Raw genomic sequence first — 17,011 nt, forward strand, 5'->3', positions numbered from 1 at the left:
ACAGCGCTTGTCAGGCGCCTACCCCACCCCATCAGTCAGGGTGACCGAGAGATGCAAGAAGGCACAATGGAGTTGATGTGGCGCACTTCCCATATGAGCGGGGGGAATGTCCACTACGTAGAAGATCTCTACGAGCGTTATCTTGTCGACCCGAATGAGGTTCCCGACGAGTGGCGCAACTACTTTGATACTCTGCCGCGTCATGACGGCAGCCCCTCCCAGGATGTTCCGCTAGCGCCGATCCGTGATCAGTTCTACGAGATGGGTCGCAACAGTCGCCGCCCGGTGGCTGTCTCTGCGGGCGAAAGCAGCGAGAACAAGAAGCAGGTTCGTGTTCTCCAGCTGATCAACGCCTACCGCTTCCGTGGCCACCAGAAGGCGGATATCGATCCCCTCGGTCTGCGCAAGCCGGCACCGGTACCGGACCTCGAACTGTCCTTCCATCAGCTGTCCGCCGCTGACATGGACGTCGAGTTCCAGACCGGCTCGCTGTTCCTCGGCAAGGATGTTGCACCGCTCAAGGAAATCCACGCCGCGCTGGAGCAGACCTACTGCCGCAGCATCGGCGCCGAGTTCATGCACATCGTCAACACGGAAGAGAAGCGCTGGCTGCAGCAGCGTTTCGAGTCCGTACGTTCCAAGCCGAACTTCTCACGCGATGTCCGTCATCACGTGCTGGAACGTCTGACCGCCGCCGAAGGCCTCGAGAGCTATCTCGCCAGCAAGTACCCGGGCACCAAGCGCTTTGGTCTGGAAGGCGGCGAATCCTTCATTCCGATGATGGATGAGCTGATCCAGCGCAGCGGCAAGTACGGTACCAAGGAAGTCGTGATCGGCATGGCCCACCGTGGCCGTCTCAACCTGCTGGTCAACCTGCTGGGCAAGAGCCCGTCAGAGCTGATCGAGGAATTCGATGGCAAGAAGCAGATTGCCAAGGGTTCCGGCGACGTGAAGTACCACCAGGGCTTCAGCTCGAATGTCATGACCCCGGGTGGCGAAGTCCACCTGGCGCTGGCATTCAACCCGTCGCACCTGGAAATCGTCTCTCCGGTGGTGGAAGGCTCCGTGCGTGCCCGTCAGGACCGTCGCGAAGACAGCGAAGGCGACAGCGTACTGCCGATCTCCATCCACGGTGACGCGGCATTCGCCGGTCAGGGCGTGGTCATGGAAACCTTCCAGATGTCGCAGACCCGTGCCTACAAGACGGGCGGTACCGTGCATGTCGTCATCAACAACCAGGTGGGCTTCACCACCTCGCGTGCCGATGATGCTCGCTCGACCGAATACTGCACCGACATCGCCAAGATGGTTCAGGCGCCGATCATCCACGTCAATGGAGATGATCCGGACGCCGTGCTGCACGCCGCTCAGGTCGCCATCGACTACCGTCAGCAGTTCAAGCGTGACGTCGTGCTCGACCTCGTGTGTTACCGCAAGCGCGGTCACAACGAAGCCGACGAGCCGTCCGGTACCCAGCCGCTGATGTACGCCAAGATCAAGTCCCAGAAGACTGCCCGCGAGAAGTATGCGGACCGTCTGGTCGAGGAAGGCGTGCTCAGCGCGGAAGAGACCAAGCACCTGGTCGATCAGTACCGTGCCGACCTGGATGCCGGCAACCACGTTGCCAATGCGCTGGTGAAGCAGCCCAACACCGGTCTGTTCGTCGATTGGACGCCGTACCTGGGCCACGAGTGGACCGGCGTTGCCGATACTTCGATGGACATGAAGCAGCTGCAGGCCCTCGCCAACAAGATGTGCGAAGTGCCGGACGGCGTCTCGGTCCAGCGTCAGGTCAACAAGATCTACGAAGATCGTCGCAAGATGGCCGCTGGTGGCATGCCGCTGAACTGGGGCTTCGCCGAGACACTGGCCTACGCCACCCTGGTCGATGCCGACCATCCGGTGCGTATCACCGGTCAGGACGTGGGTCGCGGTACCTTCTCCCACCGTCATGCGGTGGTGCACAACCAGAAGGATGGCGACACCTACGTGCCGCTGCAGCACATCAAGGATGGTCAGGCGACCTTTACCATCCATGACTCCTACCTCTCCGAGGAGGCGGTGCTGGCCTTTGAATATGGCTATGCCACCACCATGCCCAAGGCATTGGTCGTGTGGGAAGCCCAGTTCGGTGACTTCGCCAACGGCGCCCAGGTGGTGATGGACCAGTTCATCTCCTCCGGCGAGAGCAAGTGGGGCCGCCTGTGCGGTCTGACCATGCTGCTGCCGCACGGCTACGAGGGCCAGGGCCCGGAGCACAGCTCCGCACGCCTCGAGCGTTACCTCCAGCTGTGTGCCGAGCACAACATGCAGGTATGCATGCCGACCACACCGGCGCAGATCTATCATCTGCTGCGTCGTCAGGTCATCCGCTCGCTGCGCAAGCCGCTGGTCGTGCTGTCACCCAAGTCTCTGCTGCGTCACAAGGAAGCGACTTCCACCCTCGACGAACTGGCCGATGGCCGCTTCGAGATGGTGCTGTCCGACAAGGGCAACCTGGAAGCTTCCAAGGTCAAGCGCGTCGTGCTGTGTGCGGGCAAGGTCTACTATGACCTGGCCGCCTATCGCGCCGAGCAGGGCCGTGAAGATGTTGCCGTCATCCGTGTCGAGCAGCTCTATCCCTTCCCGAAGGAAGATCTCCAGGCCGCCATCGCCGACTACGAGAATCTCGAGCAGGTGATGTGGTGCCAGGAAGAGCCGCTCAACCAGGGTGCCTGGTATCAGAGTCAGCACCATATGCGTCAGGTCGCTGAGCAGCACCGTCAGGGGCTTGGCATGAGCCTGGACTTCGCCGGACGCCCGGCCTCTGCGGCACCTGCCGCGGGCTACATGTCCGTTCATAACGAGCAGCAGCGCCAGCTGGTCGACGACGCCTTCAACAAGTAAAGGCTCGCGACCCGCAAGGGCACCGAGAGAGAATTGAGTTAAGGAACTCCAATGGCTATCGATATCAAAGCGCCGTCTTTTCCGGAATCCGTCGCCGAAGGCACTGTGGCGACCTGGCACAAGCAGCCCGGCGACAGCGTCGAGCGTGACGAGCTGATCGTCGAGATCGAGACCGACAAGGTCGTGCTGGAAGTCGTCGCACCGCAGGACGGCACCCTGGGCGAGATCAAGGTTCAGGAAGGCGATACCTGCGAGTCCGAGCAAGTGCTGGGCTCCATCGGTGATGCAGACGCCGCTGCATCTTCAGACGCCAAGGACGACTCCGCCGCTGAAGAGAGCAAGGACGACGCCAAGGCCGAAAGCAAGCCGGCCGCCGGTGGCGAAGGCAAGACGCTGGAAGTCAAGGCGCCGAGCTTCCCGGAATCCGTTGCTGAAGGTACCGTCGCCACCTGGCACAAGAAGGTTGGTGAAGCCTGCGAGCGCGACGAGCTGATCGTCGAGATCGAGACCGACAAGGTCGTGCTGGAAGTCGTGGCTCCGGCCGACGGCGCCCTGAGCGAGATCAAGGTCGAGGAAGGCGATACCTGCGAGACCGAAGCCGTGCTGGCACTGTTCAGCGCTGGTGCTTCCGGTGGCGCCGCGCCGGCCGCTGAGGCAAGCGACGACAAGTCCGGCTCTGACGAAGGTCAGGACGAGAAGGTCGGCGACAAGATCCTCGCCCCGGCAGCGCGCAAGATGCTGGCCGAGCACGATCTGGACGTCAGCAAGCTGGTCGGTACCGGCAAGGGCGGTCGCGTGCTGAAGGAAGACGTGGCCAAGGCCGTCAAGGAAGGCACTGCAGCCAAGTCCGCTGCCAAGCCGGCTGCCAAGTCCGGCGCTTCCAAGTCTGATGCCAAGGCCGCGCCGAAGTCTGCACCGACCTTCGAGGGCGAGCGTCCCGAGAAGCGCGTGCCGATGAGCCGCATGCGTCAGACCATCGCCAAGCGTCTGGTCAATGCCCAGCAGACCGCCGCCATGCTCACCACTTACAACGAAGTGGACATGAGCGCGGTGATGGAACTGCGCAAGCAGTACAAGGACACCTTCCAGAAGGTGCACGACACCAAGCTCGGCTTCATGGGCTTCTTCGTCAAGGCGGCCACCGAAGCGCTCAAGCGCTTCCCGGACGTCAATGCCTCCATCGACGGCACCGACATCGTCTACCACGGTTACCAGGACATCGGTGTGGCCGTGTCTTCCGACCGCGGTCTGGTCGTGCCGGTGCTGCGTGATACCGACAGCATGAAGCTCGCCGATGTCGAAAAGACCATCGTCGACTTCGGTCAGCGTGCCCGCGCCGGCAAGCTGGGCATCGATGAGATGCAGGGCGGTACCTTCACGATCACCAACGGCGGCATCTTCGGTTCCCTGATGTCCACCCCGATCCTGAATCCGCCGCAGACCGCCATCCTGGGCATGCACAAGATCCAGGAGCGTCCGATGGCCGTGAACGGTCAGGTCGTCATCCGTCCGATGATGTATCTGGCACTGTCCTACGATCACCGCATGATCGATGGCAAGGATGCAGTCCAGTTCCTCGTCGCCATCAAGGACCTGCTGGAAGATCCGGCTCGTTTCCTGCTCGACGTCTGAGACCGCAATGTCTCACGCCCTTGAGGATCTCGAGGGCGTGAGCGGCCCCGGCGGGTGGCACTGACACTCGCCGGGTTGCCAACCCGAATCGAACTGCACCAACAGGAAGAGACATGGCCGATAAATTTGATGTGATCGTCATTGGCGCTGGCCCTGGTGGCTATGTTGCCGCTATCCGCGCTGCTCAGCTGGGTCTGAAGACCGCCTGCGTCGAGAAGTGGGTCAACAAGGAAGGCAAGGTCGTTCACGGCGGTACCTGCCTGAACGTCGGCTGCATTCCGTCCAAGGCATTGCTGGAAACCTCGCACAAGTACGTCGAAGCGCGTGATGAGTTCGCCGAACTGGGCATCAAGGCCGACGGCGTCGAGATCGACGTGGCCAAGATGATCGAGCGCAAGGCGCAGATCGTGAAGAACCTGACCGGCGGTATCTCCGGTCTGTTCAAGGCCAACGGTGTCACCGCGCTGGAAGGTACCGGCAAGGTGCTGCCGAACAAGCAGGTCGAAGTGACCGATCACGACGGTGGCAAGGCGACCTACGAAGCCGAGAACATCGTCATCGCGTCCGGCTCCGTGCCGGTCGAGATTCCGCCGACGCCGCTGACCGAAGGTCTGATCGTCGATTCCACCGGCGCGCTCGAGTTCGACGAAGCGCCGAAGCGTCTGGGTGTCATCGGTGCCGGTGTCATCGGCCTCGAGCTCGGTAGCGTGTGGAGCCGTTGCGGTTCTGAAGTCACCGTGCTGGAAGCGGTCGACAGCTTCCTGCCGATGGTCGATGCGGCCGTCGCCAAGGAAGCCCAGAAGCTGCTCAAGAAGCAGGGTCTGGACATCAAGCTCGGTGCCCGCGTGACCGGTTCCGACATCAAGGACAGCGAAGTCGTCGTCAAGTACACCGACGCCAACGGCGAACAGGAACAGACCTTCGACAAGATCATCGTCGCGGTCGGCCGTCGTCCGTACACCCAGAGCCTGCTCGACAGCGATGTCGGCATCAATCTGGACGAGCGTGGCTTCATCCACGTCGACGACCAGTGCGCGACCAGCGTCCCGGGCGTCTACGCCATCGGTGACGTGGTGCGTGGCCCGATGCTGGCGCACAAGGCCTCTGAAGAGGGCGTGATGGTTGCCGACATCATCGCTGGCCACAAGGCCGAGATGAACTACGACGCCATCCCGAGCATCATCTACACCTTCCCGGAAGTGGCGTGGGTCGGCAAGACCGAACAGCAAGCCAAGTCCGAAGGCATCGAAGTCAAGACCGGCAGCTTCCCGTTCGCGGCAAGCGGTCGTGCCATGGCCAACAATGCCACTGAAGGTCTGGCCAAGATCATTGCCGACGCTGAGACTGATCGCGTCCTGGGCGTTCACATCATCGGCCAGCATGCCGGTGAGCTGATCGCACAGGGTGTGACTGCCCTCGAGTTCGGCGCAAGCGCCGAAGACCTCGCACTGATCTGCACGGCTCACCCGACACTGTCGGAAGCCGTGCACGAAGCCGCGCTGGCCGTTGACGGGCATGCGATTCACATCGCAAACCGCAAGAAGCGCAAGTAAGCGTCCTTCCGAACAAGAGGCGCGTCGCCCCGGCCAGGCCGGGGCGAACGGTGGCAGTGGCATCTTGCGACTGCCGTTCGAGTCTAATGCAACCAATGGCATGACACGATGAACCTTCACGAATATCAGGCAAAACAACTTTTTGCCGACTATGGCCTGCCGGTGTCCAAGGGCTTTGCCGTTGACACCCCGGAAGACGCTGCTGAAGCGTGCAAGAAGATTGGCGGCGACAAGTGGGTCGTCAAGGCACAGGTCCACGCAGGTGGCCGCGGCAAGGCTGGCGGCGTCAAGCTGGTCGACAGCGCACAAGCCGCTTCCGACTTCGCGACCCAGTGGCTGGGCAAGAACCTGGTGACCTACCAGACTGACGAAAACGGTCAGCCGGTCACCAAGATTCTCGTCGAGAACTGCACCGACATCGCCGAAGAGCTGTACCTGGGCGCCGTCGTTGACCGCACCACTCGTCGCATCGTCTTCATGGCTTCCACCGAAGGCGGCGTGGAAATCGAGAAGGTTGCTGAAGAGACGCCGGAAAAGATCCTGAAAGCCGAGATCGATCCGCTGGTCGGCGCACAGCCGTACCAGGCGCGTGAACTGGCCTTCAAGCTGGGTCTGAACCCGACCCAGATCAAGCAGTTCACCAAGATCTTCCTGGGTCTGGCGAAGATGTTCGCCGACAAGGATTTCGCGCTGCTGGAAATCAACCCGCTGGTCATCACCGACGAAGGCAACCTCCACTGCCTCGACGGCAAGATCAACATCGACGCCAACGCCGTCTATCGTCACCCGGACCTGCAGGCGATGCACGATCCGTCTCAGGAAGACGAGCGTGAAGCGCATGCTGCCAAGTTCGAACTGAACTACGTTGCCCTCGACGGCAACATCGGCTGCATGGTCAACGGCGCAGGCCTGGCGATGGGCACCATGGACATCGTCAACCTGTCTGGCGGCAAGCCGGCCAACTTCCTCGACGTGGGTGGCGGTGCTACCAAGGAACGCGTTGCAGAAGCATTCAAGATCATCCTGTCCGACGACAACGTCAAAGCTGTTCTGGTGAACATCTTCGGCGGTATCGTGCGTTGTGACATGATCGCCGAAGGCATCATCGGTGCCGTCGAGCAGGTCGGTGTCAACGTGCCGGTCGTGGTGCGTCTGGAAGGTAACAACGCTGAACTCGGCGCCAAGAAGCTGGCCGAAAGCGGTCTGAACATCATCGCTGCTACCAGCCTGACTGACGCGGCGCAGCAGGTTGTCAAAGCTGCGGAGGGCAAGTAATGAGCATTTTGATCGACAAGAACACCAAGGTGATCTGCCAGGGCTTCACTGGCGGCCAGGGTACCTTCCACTCTGAACAAGCCATCGCCTACGGCACCAAGATGGTCGGTGGCGTGACGCCGGGCAAGGGTGGTCAGACTCACCTGGGCCTGCCGGTGTTCAACACCGTCGCCGAAGCCGTTGCCGAGACTGGCGCTGAAGCGTCCGTCATCTACGTGCCGGCACCGTTCTGCAAGGATTCCATCCTTGAAGCGGCCAATGCAGGCATCAAGCTGATCGTCTGCATCACCGAAGGCGTGCCGACTCTCGACATGCTGGAAGTCAAGGTCAAGTGCGACGAGCTGGGCGCGCGCGTCATCGGTCCGAACTGCCCGGGTGTCATCACTCCGGGTGAGTGCAAGATCGGTATCATGCCGGGTCACATCCACCAGCCGGGCAAGGTCGGTATCGTGTCTCGTTCCGGCACCCTGACCTACGAAGCCGTCAAGCAGACCACTGACCACGGTTTCGGTCAGTCCAGCTGTGTCGGCATCGGCGGCGACCCGATTCCGGGTTCCAACTTCATCGACATCCTCGAGATGTTCGAGAAGGACCCGAAGACCGAAGCCATCGTCATGATCGGCGAGATCGGCGGTTCTGCTGAAGAAGAAGCCGCTGCCTACATCAAGGCGAACGTCACCAAGCCGGTCGTCTCCTACATCGCTGGTGTGACTGCGCCTCCGGGCAAGCGCATGGGCCATGCAGGCGCCATCATCTCCGGCGGCAAGGGTACTGCCGACGAGAAGTTCGCGGCTCTGGAAGCGGCTGGCGTCAAGACTGTGCGTTCACTCGCGCAGATCGGCGATGCCATCAAGGAAGTCACTGGCTGGTAAGCCATTGATCTCCTGACAGCGATCGGCGCCAAGCGGATCGCATGTCACCGAAAGGGCAGGCCCATAGGGCCTGCCCTTTTTTCGTTTCTGGCCGCCGCCAGTCTCTCCCGAGTGCATGTCGGCGGGGCTACCTGCGGCCGGTGGCGCAGGCGAGGGGAGAGGTTTTTCGGCTGATGCAGGCGGGGCAGGTGCGTTCATATCAAGCAGTTGCTAATCTGATGACTGTTCATTGGCACCTGACCAAGCGACACGTGCAGATGCCCCACGGCGCAACACGACTCACTGATAAGGATGTTCCATGCTCAAGTCATTCCCCGCCCTCACGCGCTCCGCGCGCCTGCTGGCGTTGCTGTCCCTGCCGTTGGCTGCTGGCATGCCGCTGTCTGCCAGTGCAGATTCCGGCGCGGCGGCAGCCTCCGCCCCTGAAGCTTCAGCGAGCATGCAGGTGCCTGCCAAGGGCATCGAGTCGGTGACCAGTCGTGATGATGTCGCCAGCGTCCAGGCGCGTCTCGAGACGGCGCTCAAGGCCAAGGGGCTGACGCTGTTCAGCGTCATTGATCATGAGGCGGGTGCCGAGAAGGTCGGCATGGAGTTGCCCGCGACGCATACCGTCATCTTCGGCAATCCCAAGGTGGGCACTCTGTTGATGCAGTGCAACGGGGCGGCCGCCCTGGACCTGCCGCAGAAGATGCTGATTCGCGCCGTGGAGGGCGGCAGCGTGATCGAGTGGAATGACCCGCAGTACATGGCCAACCGTCATGATCTGGGCGACTGCAAGCTGCCGCTGGACAAGATCGCCGGGCTGCTCAAGGGACTGGCCGCCGAAGCGGCGGGTCAATGAAGGCAGCGCTCATCACGTGTCGATGCTGATATCGTGAACTGACAGCGAGCGCTGACGATCAGGCAGGACGAGAAACAGGCAGGACGAGAAAGCCGGACTCCTCACGGAGTCCGGCTTTTTGATGTTCCCCTGCCAAGGACTGCCTGTCTTGAAGGGCTGCTTACAGAGCATCACCGTGCTGCTTCAGCCACTGCACGGCGCGGTCCGGGTAGTCAGTGAAGATACCATCGACCCCGGCGTCGACGAAGAAGGCGCGCAGCATGTCGTCGTAATCGCTGGCCCAGTCGGGGATGCGCCCTTCATCGAGGCGGAAGGTGTAGGGCATCACGATCAGGCCCTGCGCATGGGCTTCCTCGACCATTGGTGTGACCTTGATGTCGTCCCGGGTCGAGCTGTCCTCGATCACCATCGGCTTCCACGGCCCGATGCCATCGGCGTAGGTGGCGATGCGCTGCATGCCGCCTTCCTGATACATTCAGTCATAGTCGTAGGGCTCAAGCTTGCCCTCCGCATCCGGCTGGAAGGTCATGTCCCAGCTGGTCTCGCCCATCAGCTGCACCAGACGCAGGTCCATCTCCAGTTCGGGCTGCAGCGTGTCGTGAATGCGCTTGAGGCCATTGGGATCGAAGACCTGCACGACGGCATTGTCATCCTGCGCGACGTAGCCGTACTGCTTGAGGATCTCGAGCACGGCTCGCGAGACCTGCTTGCCTTCCGACTGGTGGAACCAGGGCGCCTTGATCTCCACATACAGGCCGACATCGCGTCCGGTGGAGTGATTCAGGCCCTGAATCATCTCGATCTCTTCACTCAGGGTGTGCAGGCCGAAGTGCGACTTGCCCAGCGGGAAGCGCTCAGGGTAGTCGGCGACCTGCTCGCCATCCTTGACGGTGAAGCCCTCGCTGAACGCCAGCTTGCGCAGCTCGTCCAGCGTGAAGTCGATGGCATAGTAGCGGCCATCATCACGCGCACGCTCGGGGAAGACCTCGGCGACATTGGTCACGCGGTCCAGGAAGCGGTCGTGCAGCACCACCAGCTGGTCATCCTTGCTCATCACCACATCCTGCTCGAGGAAGTCGGCGCCCTGGGCGTAGGCCATCGCCTTGGCCGCGAGGGTGTGCTCCGGCAGGTAGCCCGAGGCGCCTCGGTGGGCGACCACGACCTTGTCGGTGCCATGGCCGGGGTCGATGCTGCGCAGGGGCCTGTCATCAGCGAGTGCCGCTGAGGTCGAGGTGGCCAGCAGAGAGCCGACCACGCCCATCATGGCCAGCGGACGGCGAATGCGGGCGGAAGTCGGGTGACGCTGGGAAGGATGCGGCATGTGAGATCACCTTGAGCTGTGGTTATTGTATGGCCGTTCAATAAAGCCGCCTGCCAACATAACAAAGTATTATTCATATGGCGATGATCAAGTGTTTTTCATGATGATGCCTGCAGCGCTGCTCGGTCGCCCCGTCATGTGGCTGCCGAGCGACGCTTGAGCAAGCTTCCCAGCATGCTGCGTCCCGCCATCACGAAGAACACCGGGGCGCCGGCGATCAGGTAGAAATAGAAGGTCACCGCTCGCCAGATCACTACTGCCGCCGCGGCACTGGCGGCGCCGATCATCGGGCTGAGCAGGGCAGTGGAGGACAGCTCCGCGCCTCCGGCACCGCCGGGCAGCAGCGTCAGCTGGCCCGCTGCCAGCGAGAGCATCTGCACAATGAAGGTCCAGCTCCAGTCAATGTCCTGCCCCAGGCCGGACACGGCCAGATAGAGGATCGAGTAGCGCAGCAGCCAATGGGCACAGCAGAGCAGGAAGATCAGGCTCAGCGTCAGGCGCGGCAGGGCGAGTGTCTCGACCAGCGCATGGCGGAAGTGGATCAGGCCCCGCGCCAGCTTGACGCGTGAGCGATGGCGTACCTTGAGCCAGCGCAGCAGGCGTCCGCTGGTCTTGAGCAGGCGCCGATGATGCTTGCCCAGCGCGGCCAGCAGGCCAAAGCCGATGATCAGCAACAGCGCCGGCACGGCCAGCATCCACCCCAGGCGCAGGTCGATGGTATGCGAGAGGGCGTAGAGCCCGATGCTGGCCAGCGCCGAGAGGAAGAACAGCATGTCGGTGATCTGATCGACTGCGAATACCGCCGTGGCCTGCGCCGGGCGCACCCCCTGACGTGACAGCAGTCCCATCAGGGTAAGCGGACCGCCACTGCCGCCGGGGGTGGCGCTGATGGCGAACTCGGTCGCCATCACCATGCCGACGGCGCGGCGTTGCCCCAGGTGACCGCCCCGCCCGGCCAGCAGCAGACGCAACCGGCCGGCGTTCAGGTTCCAGCACATCACGATCATGCCCAGCATCAAGAGGAAGGTGTCGAGGGGGAACTGGCGCAGCTGGCCGCCCAGTCCGCTGCCACCCAGTACCAGCGGTATCGCGATGACCATCACAAGGCCAGCACCCAGTAACCAGAGGGCACGATTCATGGCAGATTCCCGCAGCGGGTTGTCACAAGGCCCATACGACGGGACTCATCCGGTAGGTGGGTATCAGGCAGCACTGTGAGCCGCCTGGTGCGAGTTCAGTTGCGCAGTGTCAGATGTGGCGGGAGTGAGCAGCCCCTGCTGCGTCAGCCAGCCGATCTTGGTCATCGGCTGGCGCCCTTCATCGAGCAGGCGCTCGACCAGCGTCAGCCAATACTGGCGTGAGCGTGCATGGCGCATATCGACCGGATGCAGGCCCAGGCGCAACACCGGCGCCTGTTGCTCGCGGCTCAGCTTGCGCTGCGTTACCCACTGCGACATCAGGCGGCGTGGCGCGGAGCGTGCGCTCCACACGAGTCCGGGCGCATCGATGACCGTGAAGTCAGGCAGTCGATAGAGATGCTGGGGGTCGCTGGTGTAGCGGAAGTCGAGGGACTTCAGCGCCTTGCGAGTGCCGTCACTCATCAGCCAGGCGGGGGCCACGAAGCCGTCCAATGGCCAGCCAAGACGCTTGAAGAGTGCGGTGCCTTCCAGCAGACGTCGTCTGGCTTCGGTCTCATCGAGGGGGTAGAACTCGCCCTCCCAGGTCAGCACGCGGCGCATCAGGTAATCGCGCGGGGTGCGGGGGGCTGGCGCGTCATCGCAGTGATGGAAGCCATGCAGGGCAAGCTCGTCCCCCTGTTGGCGGCGAGAGTCCAGCAGGGCGATGACTTCCGGAGCGTCTTCCAGGGCGCTGCGATGATGGAAGTCAGGTACCACCAGCCAGGTGATCGGGCAGGGGTGGTTCAGGCGTGCCTGGCAGAGGGCATCCACCTCGGCGACGAAGTCCCGGTAGTCGGTCCAGGTCTCGGGCGCGACATCATGCAGGACCAACAGAAAGTGCTGCTTGGCAGCCGGCGATTCAGCCATGGGTCACCTCCTCGAGTACCGGTTGCATGCGAGTCCCGGTGACCGCGTGATAATGGCCGAGCAGACCATCCACGACACGGTCCCAGGCATGGTGCTTCTCGACATGCCGCCGCGCCTGACGACCCAGTGCGGCGGGGTCATTGGCGAAGACTTCCTGCACGGCACGCGCCATGGCATGCGGCGAGTGCGGGTTGCAGAGCTGACCGCAGCCCAGTGGCACATTCTCGGCCAGTGCGCCGGCGCGTGCCGCCACCACCGGTGTGCCGCAGGCCATGGCTTCCAGTACCACCAGACCGAAGGTTTCCTGGGTGCCGGCATGCAGCAGCACATCCACCGAGGCCACCAGACGCGCCACTTCGGTGCTGCTGCAGAAGTGCCCGGTCACGCTGACATTGTCAGGGAGATGCCGCGGCATGCCCGAGCCGATCAACAGCAGATGGTAGTCGGGGCCGAGCAGGCGGGCGGCCTCCAGCAGCTCATCAAGATTCTTCTCGCGTGAGCCGCGACCGGCGAAGGCCAGCAGGCGCACGTGGTCTTCCAGGCCAAGCTCGCGGCGCAGGCCCTCGTCGCGGCAGTCAGGGTGGAAGGTGGAAAGATCGACACCCAGTGGCTGGATATGGACATTGTCGACTCCGAGTCGGTCGAGCCGGTCGGCCATCACCTGGCTGGGGGCCAGCACGCGGTCAAAGTGGCGATAGAGGCGTTTGACGTAGCGATCGACGTTGGCCCCTGACCACTCGCCCAGGCGATTGGTGATCAGGCGCGGCAGGTCCGAGTGATAGAAGCCCAGTACCGGGACATCGAGCTTGCGACCGGCATCGAGTGCCGCCCACGCCGTGACGTAGGGGTCACCGGCCTCGATGACATCCGGCTGCAGTGCCAGCAGCGTGCTGACCCAGCCGCCCCGGCGCAGGGGGAAGCGATAGCCGTTGCCGAAGGGAATGGGCGGTGCCGGCACGCTGTAGAGGTCATCACTGACACTGGTGGTCTCGCCGGGGACCAGCAGGCTGTGACGAACATCGGGCCGCGTCCGCAGACGTCGTCGCTTGGCTTCCAGGTAGGTTCTGACCCCGCCACTGGAGGGGGCATGGAACATGGTCATGTCAGCGATATGCACACGGACTCCTCAAGACCGCTTTACCGGTCGTGCGCGATGAAGATGAATCCCGACGTCACTGCCCGCCATGGCTGCCTTGTCGTGCTTCCGGGTGCTTGAGAAAGACGCAATCGAGCACGCAGATTCCAGCAAGCCAGTGGCAATGACGAACGAGCCTCTGGTCAAGTCATGGGGGGAACCCGACGTGAAACCAAGGGCACGAGGCATGACATACAGTGTCGCGCGTGACGAGACGCCTCGCCACGCGATGTTCCACACTGCGGCTGGCAATGACGTTACATCAGGAGATGACTGGTCTGTGTGACAACAGGGAACAATGTTGGTGCGATGCGCTCCCGCTCTCGGACATTTGTCATCAAGCTCTTGGCATCAGGTTTACTGCGAGGGGGGAAGAAAGACGTTTTGCCATGCTGGCGTGCTCCAGCAGGGAGTGCGGCAGCTGGCCTCTGGTCAGTGCTGCGCAAGAGAAGCCATACGACAGGCAAAAAAAGACCCTGTCCGGAGCCACCGGACAGGGCAAGTGCGTGCACTACAGGAATACAGGGGGCGACAGGGGGGAGGGTCGCCGGAGCGGGCATTGCAGGGTCTAGCAGAGGATCGACTCAGTCATGTCTGGCATCCGTGCCTGGTGTTGCATGGGGTCCTGGCATCGTTATCTGTCCTGATGGATTGAGATCGGGCGTCATCACGCCAGTCCATGCTGGGACAGGTGCAGGGCACTGGGCATGGCCTGGCCAAGCTCCTGCGAGAAGGCGGCTTCCGGCTCGGCTGGGCGCTGGCTGGCGAGCAGCACAAGGCTCAGCAGCAGGCCGGCGGCCAGAAGCAGACGGTTGCGGGTCCGGCGACGATCACGTTCCAGCAGCATCGCGACGTGTTCCATCGCTTCACGTTGAATCTCACGCTGGCGCTCCGGAGAGGTGGAGTTGCCTTCCGAGCTTCTGCCTGAGCTGCTGTCTGCTGCGGCGTCGACGCGGGCGTAGCTCATGGCCGGGTGACGAACGATGGCGGCATGCTCGGCCAGGTGACGCAGTGAGGTAGCTGCAGTGGAGCGATGAGTTTTCATTTCTGGGTCCTCGCATGGACGAACTTCATCAGGGACAGGCTTCAGTCATTCGCGCTTGGTCAATCCAGTAACGCTGCAGCAGTGAAAGCAGATGTCGTGTGTTGATGTGAGGAGTATAGCGTGAGCTTCTGTTTCACAAAATTACAATTTCTCACGCTTGGTACACGCACCGTATACGCAATGCACAAGAACGAAAAACGCCCCGGGCGCAGAGCACTCCGGGGCGTAGATGGCCGTGGCAATTGCCCGTGATGACAAGGCAGTTACATACGGCAGTGGTGGGTCGCGGCTTATTCGGCCGGACGACCTACCAGTGAACGACGCTCTTCACGGGCTTCGGTCAAGGAGACCTTGATGATGTCGCCCAGTGAGTAACGCAGCTCGTCTTCGATGCGCACGCGGCCTTCCTTGTCATCGATCGCGACCTTCTTGCGATCGCTGTGGATCAGCGGTGCCGGAATGAAGACGCTGGCGCCATTCTCTTCCAGACGCACGCGCATGCCGCCACGACGGATGTCGATGATCTCGCCAGTGAAGACCTGCTGTTCTTCGGCGGCCTTGGTCAGGTAGCGCACGTAGAGCCAGTCCTTCACATCGCGCTCGGCCATGCGGTTGAGACGACGACGTTCGCTGAGGTGCTCGGTCAGCTGCTCGGTGGCTTCCGCCGGCACGTCCTGGCCGAGAATCACGCGCTTGATCAAGCGGTGGTTGACCATGTCGCCGTACTTGCGGATCGGCGAGGTCCAGGTCGCGTAGGCTTCCAGACCCAGACCGAAGTGCGGCCCCGGCTGAGCGGACATCACGGTGTAACCCTGGAAGCGACGCATGCGCACGTCCAGCCAGGTGTCTTCGCGGCTATCCAGCTCCTGACGGATCAGGCGGTAGCCTTCCAGGCTGCCCAGCTGTTCCGGCGTGGCGGTGATGTTCTGACCAGCCAGGAACTCGATGGTGTCGTCGTACTTCTCCGGCGCGAAGCCCTGGTGCACGTTGAAGATACCGTGACCGATGTGCTTGGAGAGCAGGCGTGCGCAGCTCAGGTTCGCGGTGATCATGGATTCTTCGATCATGCGATTGCTGATGCGGCGGTGGTCGGCACGTACGTTGAGCACGTTGCCTTCCTCATCCAGCTCGAACTCGAAGTCCGGACGCTCGCGGAAGACCTGGGAATTGCGTGCACGCCAGGCGATACGCGCCTGGGTGAAGGCTTCCAGCTGACGCAGACCTTCGGCCAGCTCTTCGGTTTCCGGCTTCCAGCTGCCTTCCTGGCCTTCGATCCAGTCGGAGACGTTGTCGTAGGTCAGGCGGTGGTGGGAGCGCATGGTGGCCGCGAAGAACTTCGGCTCGCCGATCACGCCATCGGTATCGATGTCGACGATGCACATCAGCGTCGGACGGTCTTCACCTTCCTTCAGCGAGCACAGGTCGTCGGCCAGGATTTCCGGCAGCATGGTGACGTTCTGGCTCGGCAGGTAGACGGTGAAGGAGCGCGTGCGCGCCTCTTCGTCGACACGGCTGCCTTCCGGCACGTAGGCGGTCGGGTCCGCGATGGCGATGCTCAGGGTCCAGCCGCCTTCCGGGCGCTCGACGATGTGCAGGGCGTCATCCATGTCACGCGTCTTCTCACCATCGATGGTGAAGAAGGGCACGTGGGTCATGTCTTCGCGAGTCAGGCCTTCCTCGAGCAGCGGCCAGTCAGTGCCGCCCTCCGGAGAGGCCTGTTCCAGCGCGTGACGCGCCAGGGTGACGCGCCACGGCACACGCGGGTTGTCCACGGTGGCGATGACTTCCTCGATCTGGGCGAAGAAGCTGCGGTCGTCCTTGCGCATCGGGTGACGCAGCAGACGTGCCACGACCCAGTCGCCATCATTGAGGGCTTCCTCATTGATGCCACGCTTCACGCGCGCTTTCATGCGCGTGTTGATGGAGGGATGATCCGGCATCACGTTCAGGCGGCCATCACGCTTGCCGACACGAGCGACGAAGCGATCGACACCCGTCTCAATCAGCACTTCCGGCTGTACGGACTTCTTCTCACCTTCCACCTTGACGGTTGCTTCGACGGTATCGCCGTGCAGTACCTGCTTCATGGCGGGTGGCGGCACGAAGAAAGACTCGCCGTCCTCGCATTCGAGGAAGCCGAAGCCCTTGTCGGTGCCTTTGATCACCCCCGTGACACGGGGAATTTCCTGGCGGATTTGATCTTTCAGCTGCGCCAGCAGCGAATTGTTCTGCAGCATTTCGGAAGTTCTGTTGGCGGGGTCAGTGGCTCACTATACGGACATGGAGCATGGGGGGAAAGCTACCAGATGGCCCAACGCCCGCGCGGGCTGCGCGCAGGCGTGGATGAGCGGCAGGTCAAGCGTGGGCAAGCCTGGCGAAAGCGGCCTGCCAGTGCGCTTTGCCACA

Annotated in this window: 11 protein-coding genes and 1 pseudogene; 6 read left to right on the forward strand and 6 right to left on the reverse strand. The window is 62.5% G+C overall.

Annotation, left to right across the window (positions count from 1 at the left end):
* Positions 1 to 51: 51 nt before the first annotated feature.
* From H2O77_RS02540 to H2O77_RS02565, 6 genes are all read left to right on the forward strand, one after another.
* A complete protein-coding gene (locus H2O77_RS02540) occupies positions 52 to 2,886 on the forward strand; it encodes a 2-oxoglutarate dehydrogenase E1 component (RefSeq protein ID WP_215823838.1) in 2,835 nt (944 codons plus the stop codon).
* Between the two features lie 51 nt (positions 2,887 to 2,937).
* The gene (gene odhB / locus H2O77_RS02545; RefSeq protein ID WP_215823839.1) at positions 2,938 to 4,518 is read left to right on the forward strand and encodes a 2-oxoglutarate dehydrogenase complex dihydrolipoyllysine-residue succinyltransferase; all 1,581 of its coding nucleotides are present in this window, start codon (positions 2,938 to 2,940) and stop codon (positions 4,516 to 4,518) included.
* A gap of 113 nt (positions 4,519 to 4,631) precedes the next feature.
* Positions 4,632 to 6,071: a dihydrolipoyl dehydrogenase gene (gene lpdA / locus H2O77_RS02550; protein WP_043334000.1), complete on the forward strand. Its 1,440-nt coding sequence runs from the start codon at positions 4,632 to 4,634 to the stop codon at positions 6,069 to 6,071.
* A gap of 108 nt (positions 6,072 to 6,179) precedes the next feature.
* Positions 6,180 to 7,346: an ADP-forming succinate--CoA ligase subunit beta gene (sucC, locus tag H2O77_RS02555; protein WP_043333999.1), complete on the forward strand. Its 1,167-nt coding sequence runs from the start codon at positions 6,180 to 6,182 to the stop codon at positions 7,344 to 7,346.
* Entirely contained in the window at positions 7,346 to 8,218 is an 873-nt protein-coding gene (gene sucD, locus H2O77_RS02560; protein WP_043333998.1) for a succinate--CoA ligase subunit alpha, read from the forward strand. Before sucC ends, sucD begins: the two co-directional genes overlap by 1 nt.
* A gap of 298 nt (positions 8,219 to 8,516) precedes the next feature.
* Entirely contained in the window at positions 8,517 to 9,059 is a 543-nt protein-coding gene (locus tag H2O77_RS02565; protein ID WP_107335512.1) for a DUF302 domain-containing protein, read from the forward strand.
* A 160-nt stretch (positions 9,060 to 9,219) separates the two neighbouring features.
* Here the strand turns inward: H2O77_RS02565 and glpQ are convergent.
* The 6 genes and pseudogenes from glpQ to H2O77_RS02600 all read right to left on the reverse strand — a co-directional run bounded on the left by glpQ (position 9,220) and on the right by H2O77_RS02600 (position 16,842).
* Positions 9,220 to 10,380 (reverse strand): annotated as a pseudogene (gene glpQ / locus H2O77_RS02575) (glycerophosphodiester phosphodiesterase).
* Positions 10,381 to 10,514: 134 nt separating this feature from the next.
* The gene (locus H2O77_RS02580; RefSeq protein WP_131431293.1) at positions 10,515 to 11,519 is read right to left on the reverse strand and encodes a lysylphosphatidylglycerol synthase transmembrane domain-containing protein; all 1,005 of its coding nucleotides are present in this window, start codon (positions 11,517 to 11,519) and stop codon (positions 10,515 to 10,517) included.
* Positions 11,520 to 11,582: 63 nt separating this feature from the next.
* The gene (locus tag H2O77_RS02585; RefSeq protein WP_215823842.1) at positions 11,583 to 12,425 is read right to left on the reverse strand and encodes a polysaccharide deacetylase family protein; all 843 of its coding nucleotides are present in this window, start codon (positions 12,423 to 12,425) and stop codon (positions 11,583 to 11,585) included.
* Positions 12,418 to 13,542: a glycosyltransferase family 1 protein gene (locus tag H2O77_RS02590; protein ID WP_215823843.1), complete on the reverse strand. Its 1,125-nt coding sequence runs from the start codon at positions 13,540 to 13,542 to the stop codon at positions 12,418 to 12,420. Before H2O77_RS02590 ends, H2O77_RS02585 begins: the two co-directional genes overlap by 8 nt.
* Positions 13,543 to 14,227: 685 nt before the next feature.
* Positions 14,228 to 14,605 carry a hypothetical protein gene (locus H2O77_RS02595; protein ID WP_054555377.1) on the reverse strand — a complete coding sequence of 126 codons (378 nt, stop codon included), beginning with the start codon at positions 14,603 to 14,605 and terminating at the stop codon, positions 14,228 to 14,230.
* 290 nt (positions 14,606 to 14,895) lie between these two features.
* Positions 14,896 to 16,842, reverse strand: coding sequence for an exoribonuclease II (locus tag H2O77_RS02600; protein ID WP_215823844.1), 1,947 nt, complete (start codon positions 16,840 to 16,842; stop codon positions 14,896 to 14,898).
* Positions 16,843 to 17,011: the final 169 nt, after the last annotated feature.

Origin of the sequence: Cobetia sp. 4B, from assembly GCF_018831605.1 — a bacterium.
In the GTDB taxonomy this organism is placed as follows: Bacteria; Pseudomonadota; Gammaproteobacteria; order Pseudomonadales; family Halomonadaceae; genus Cobetia; species Cobetia amphilecti.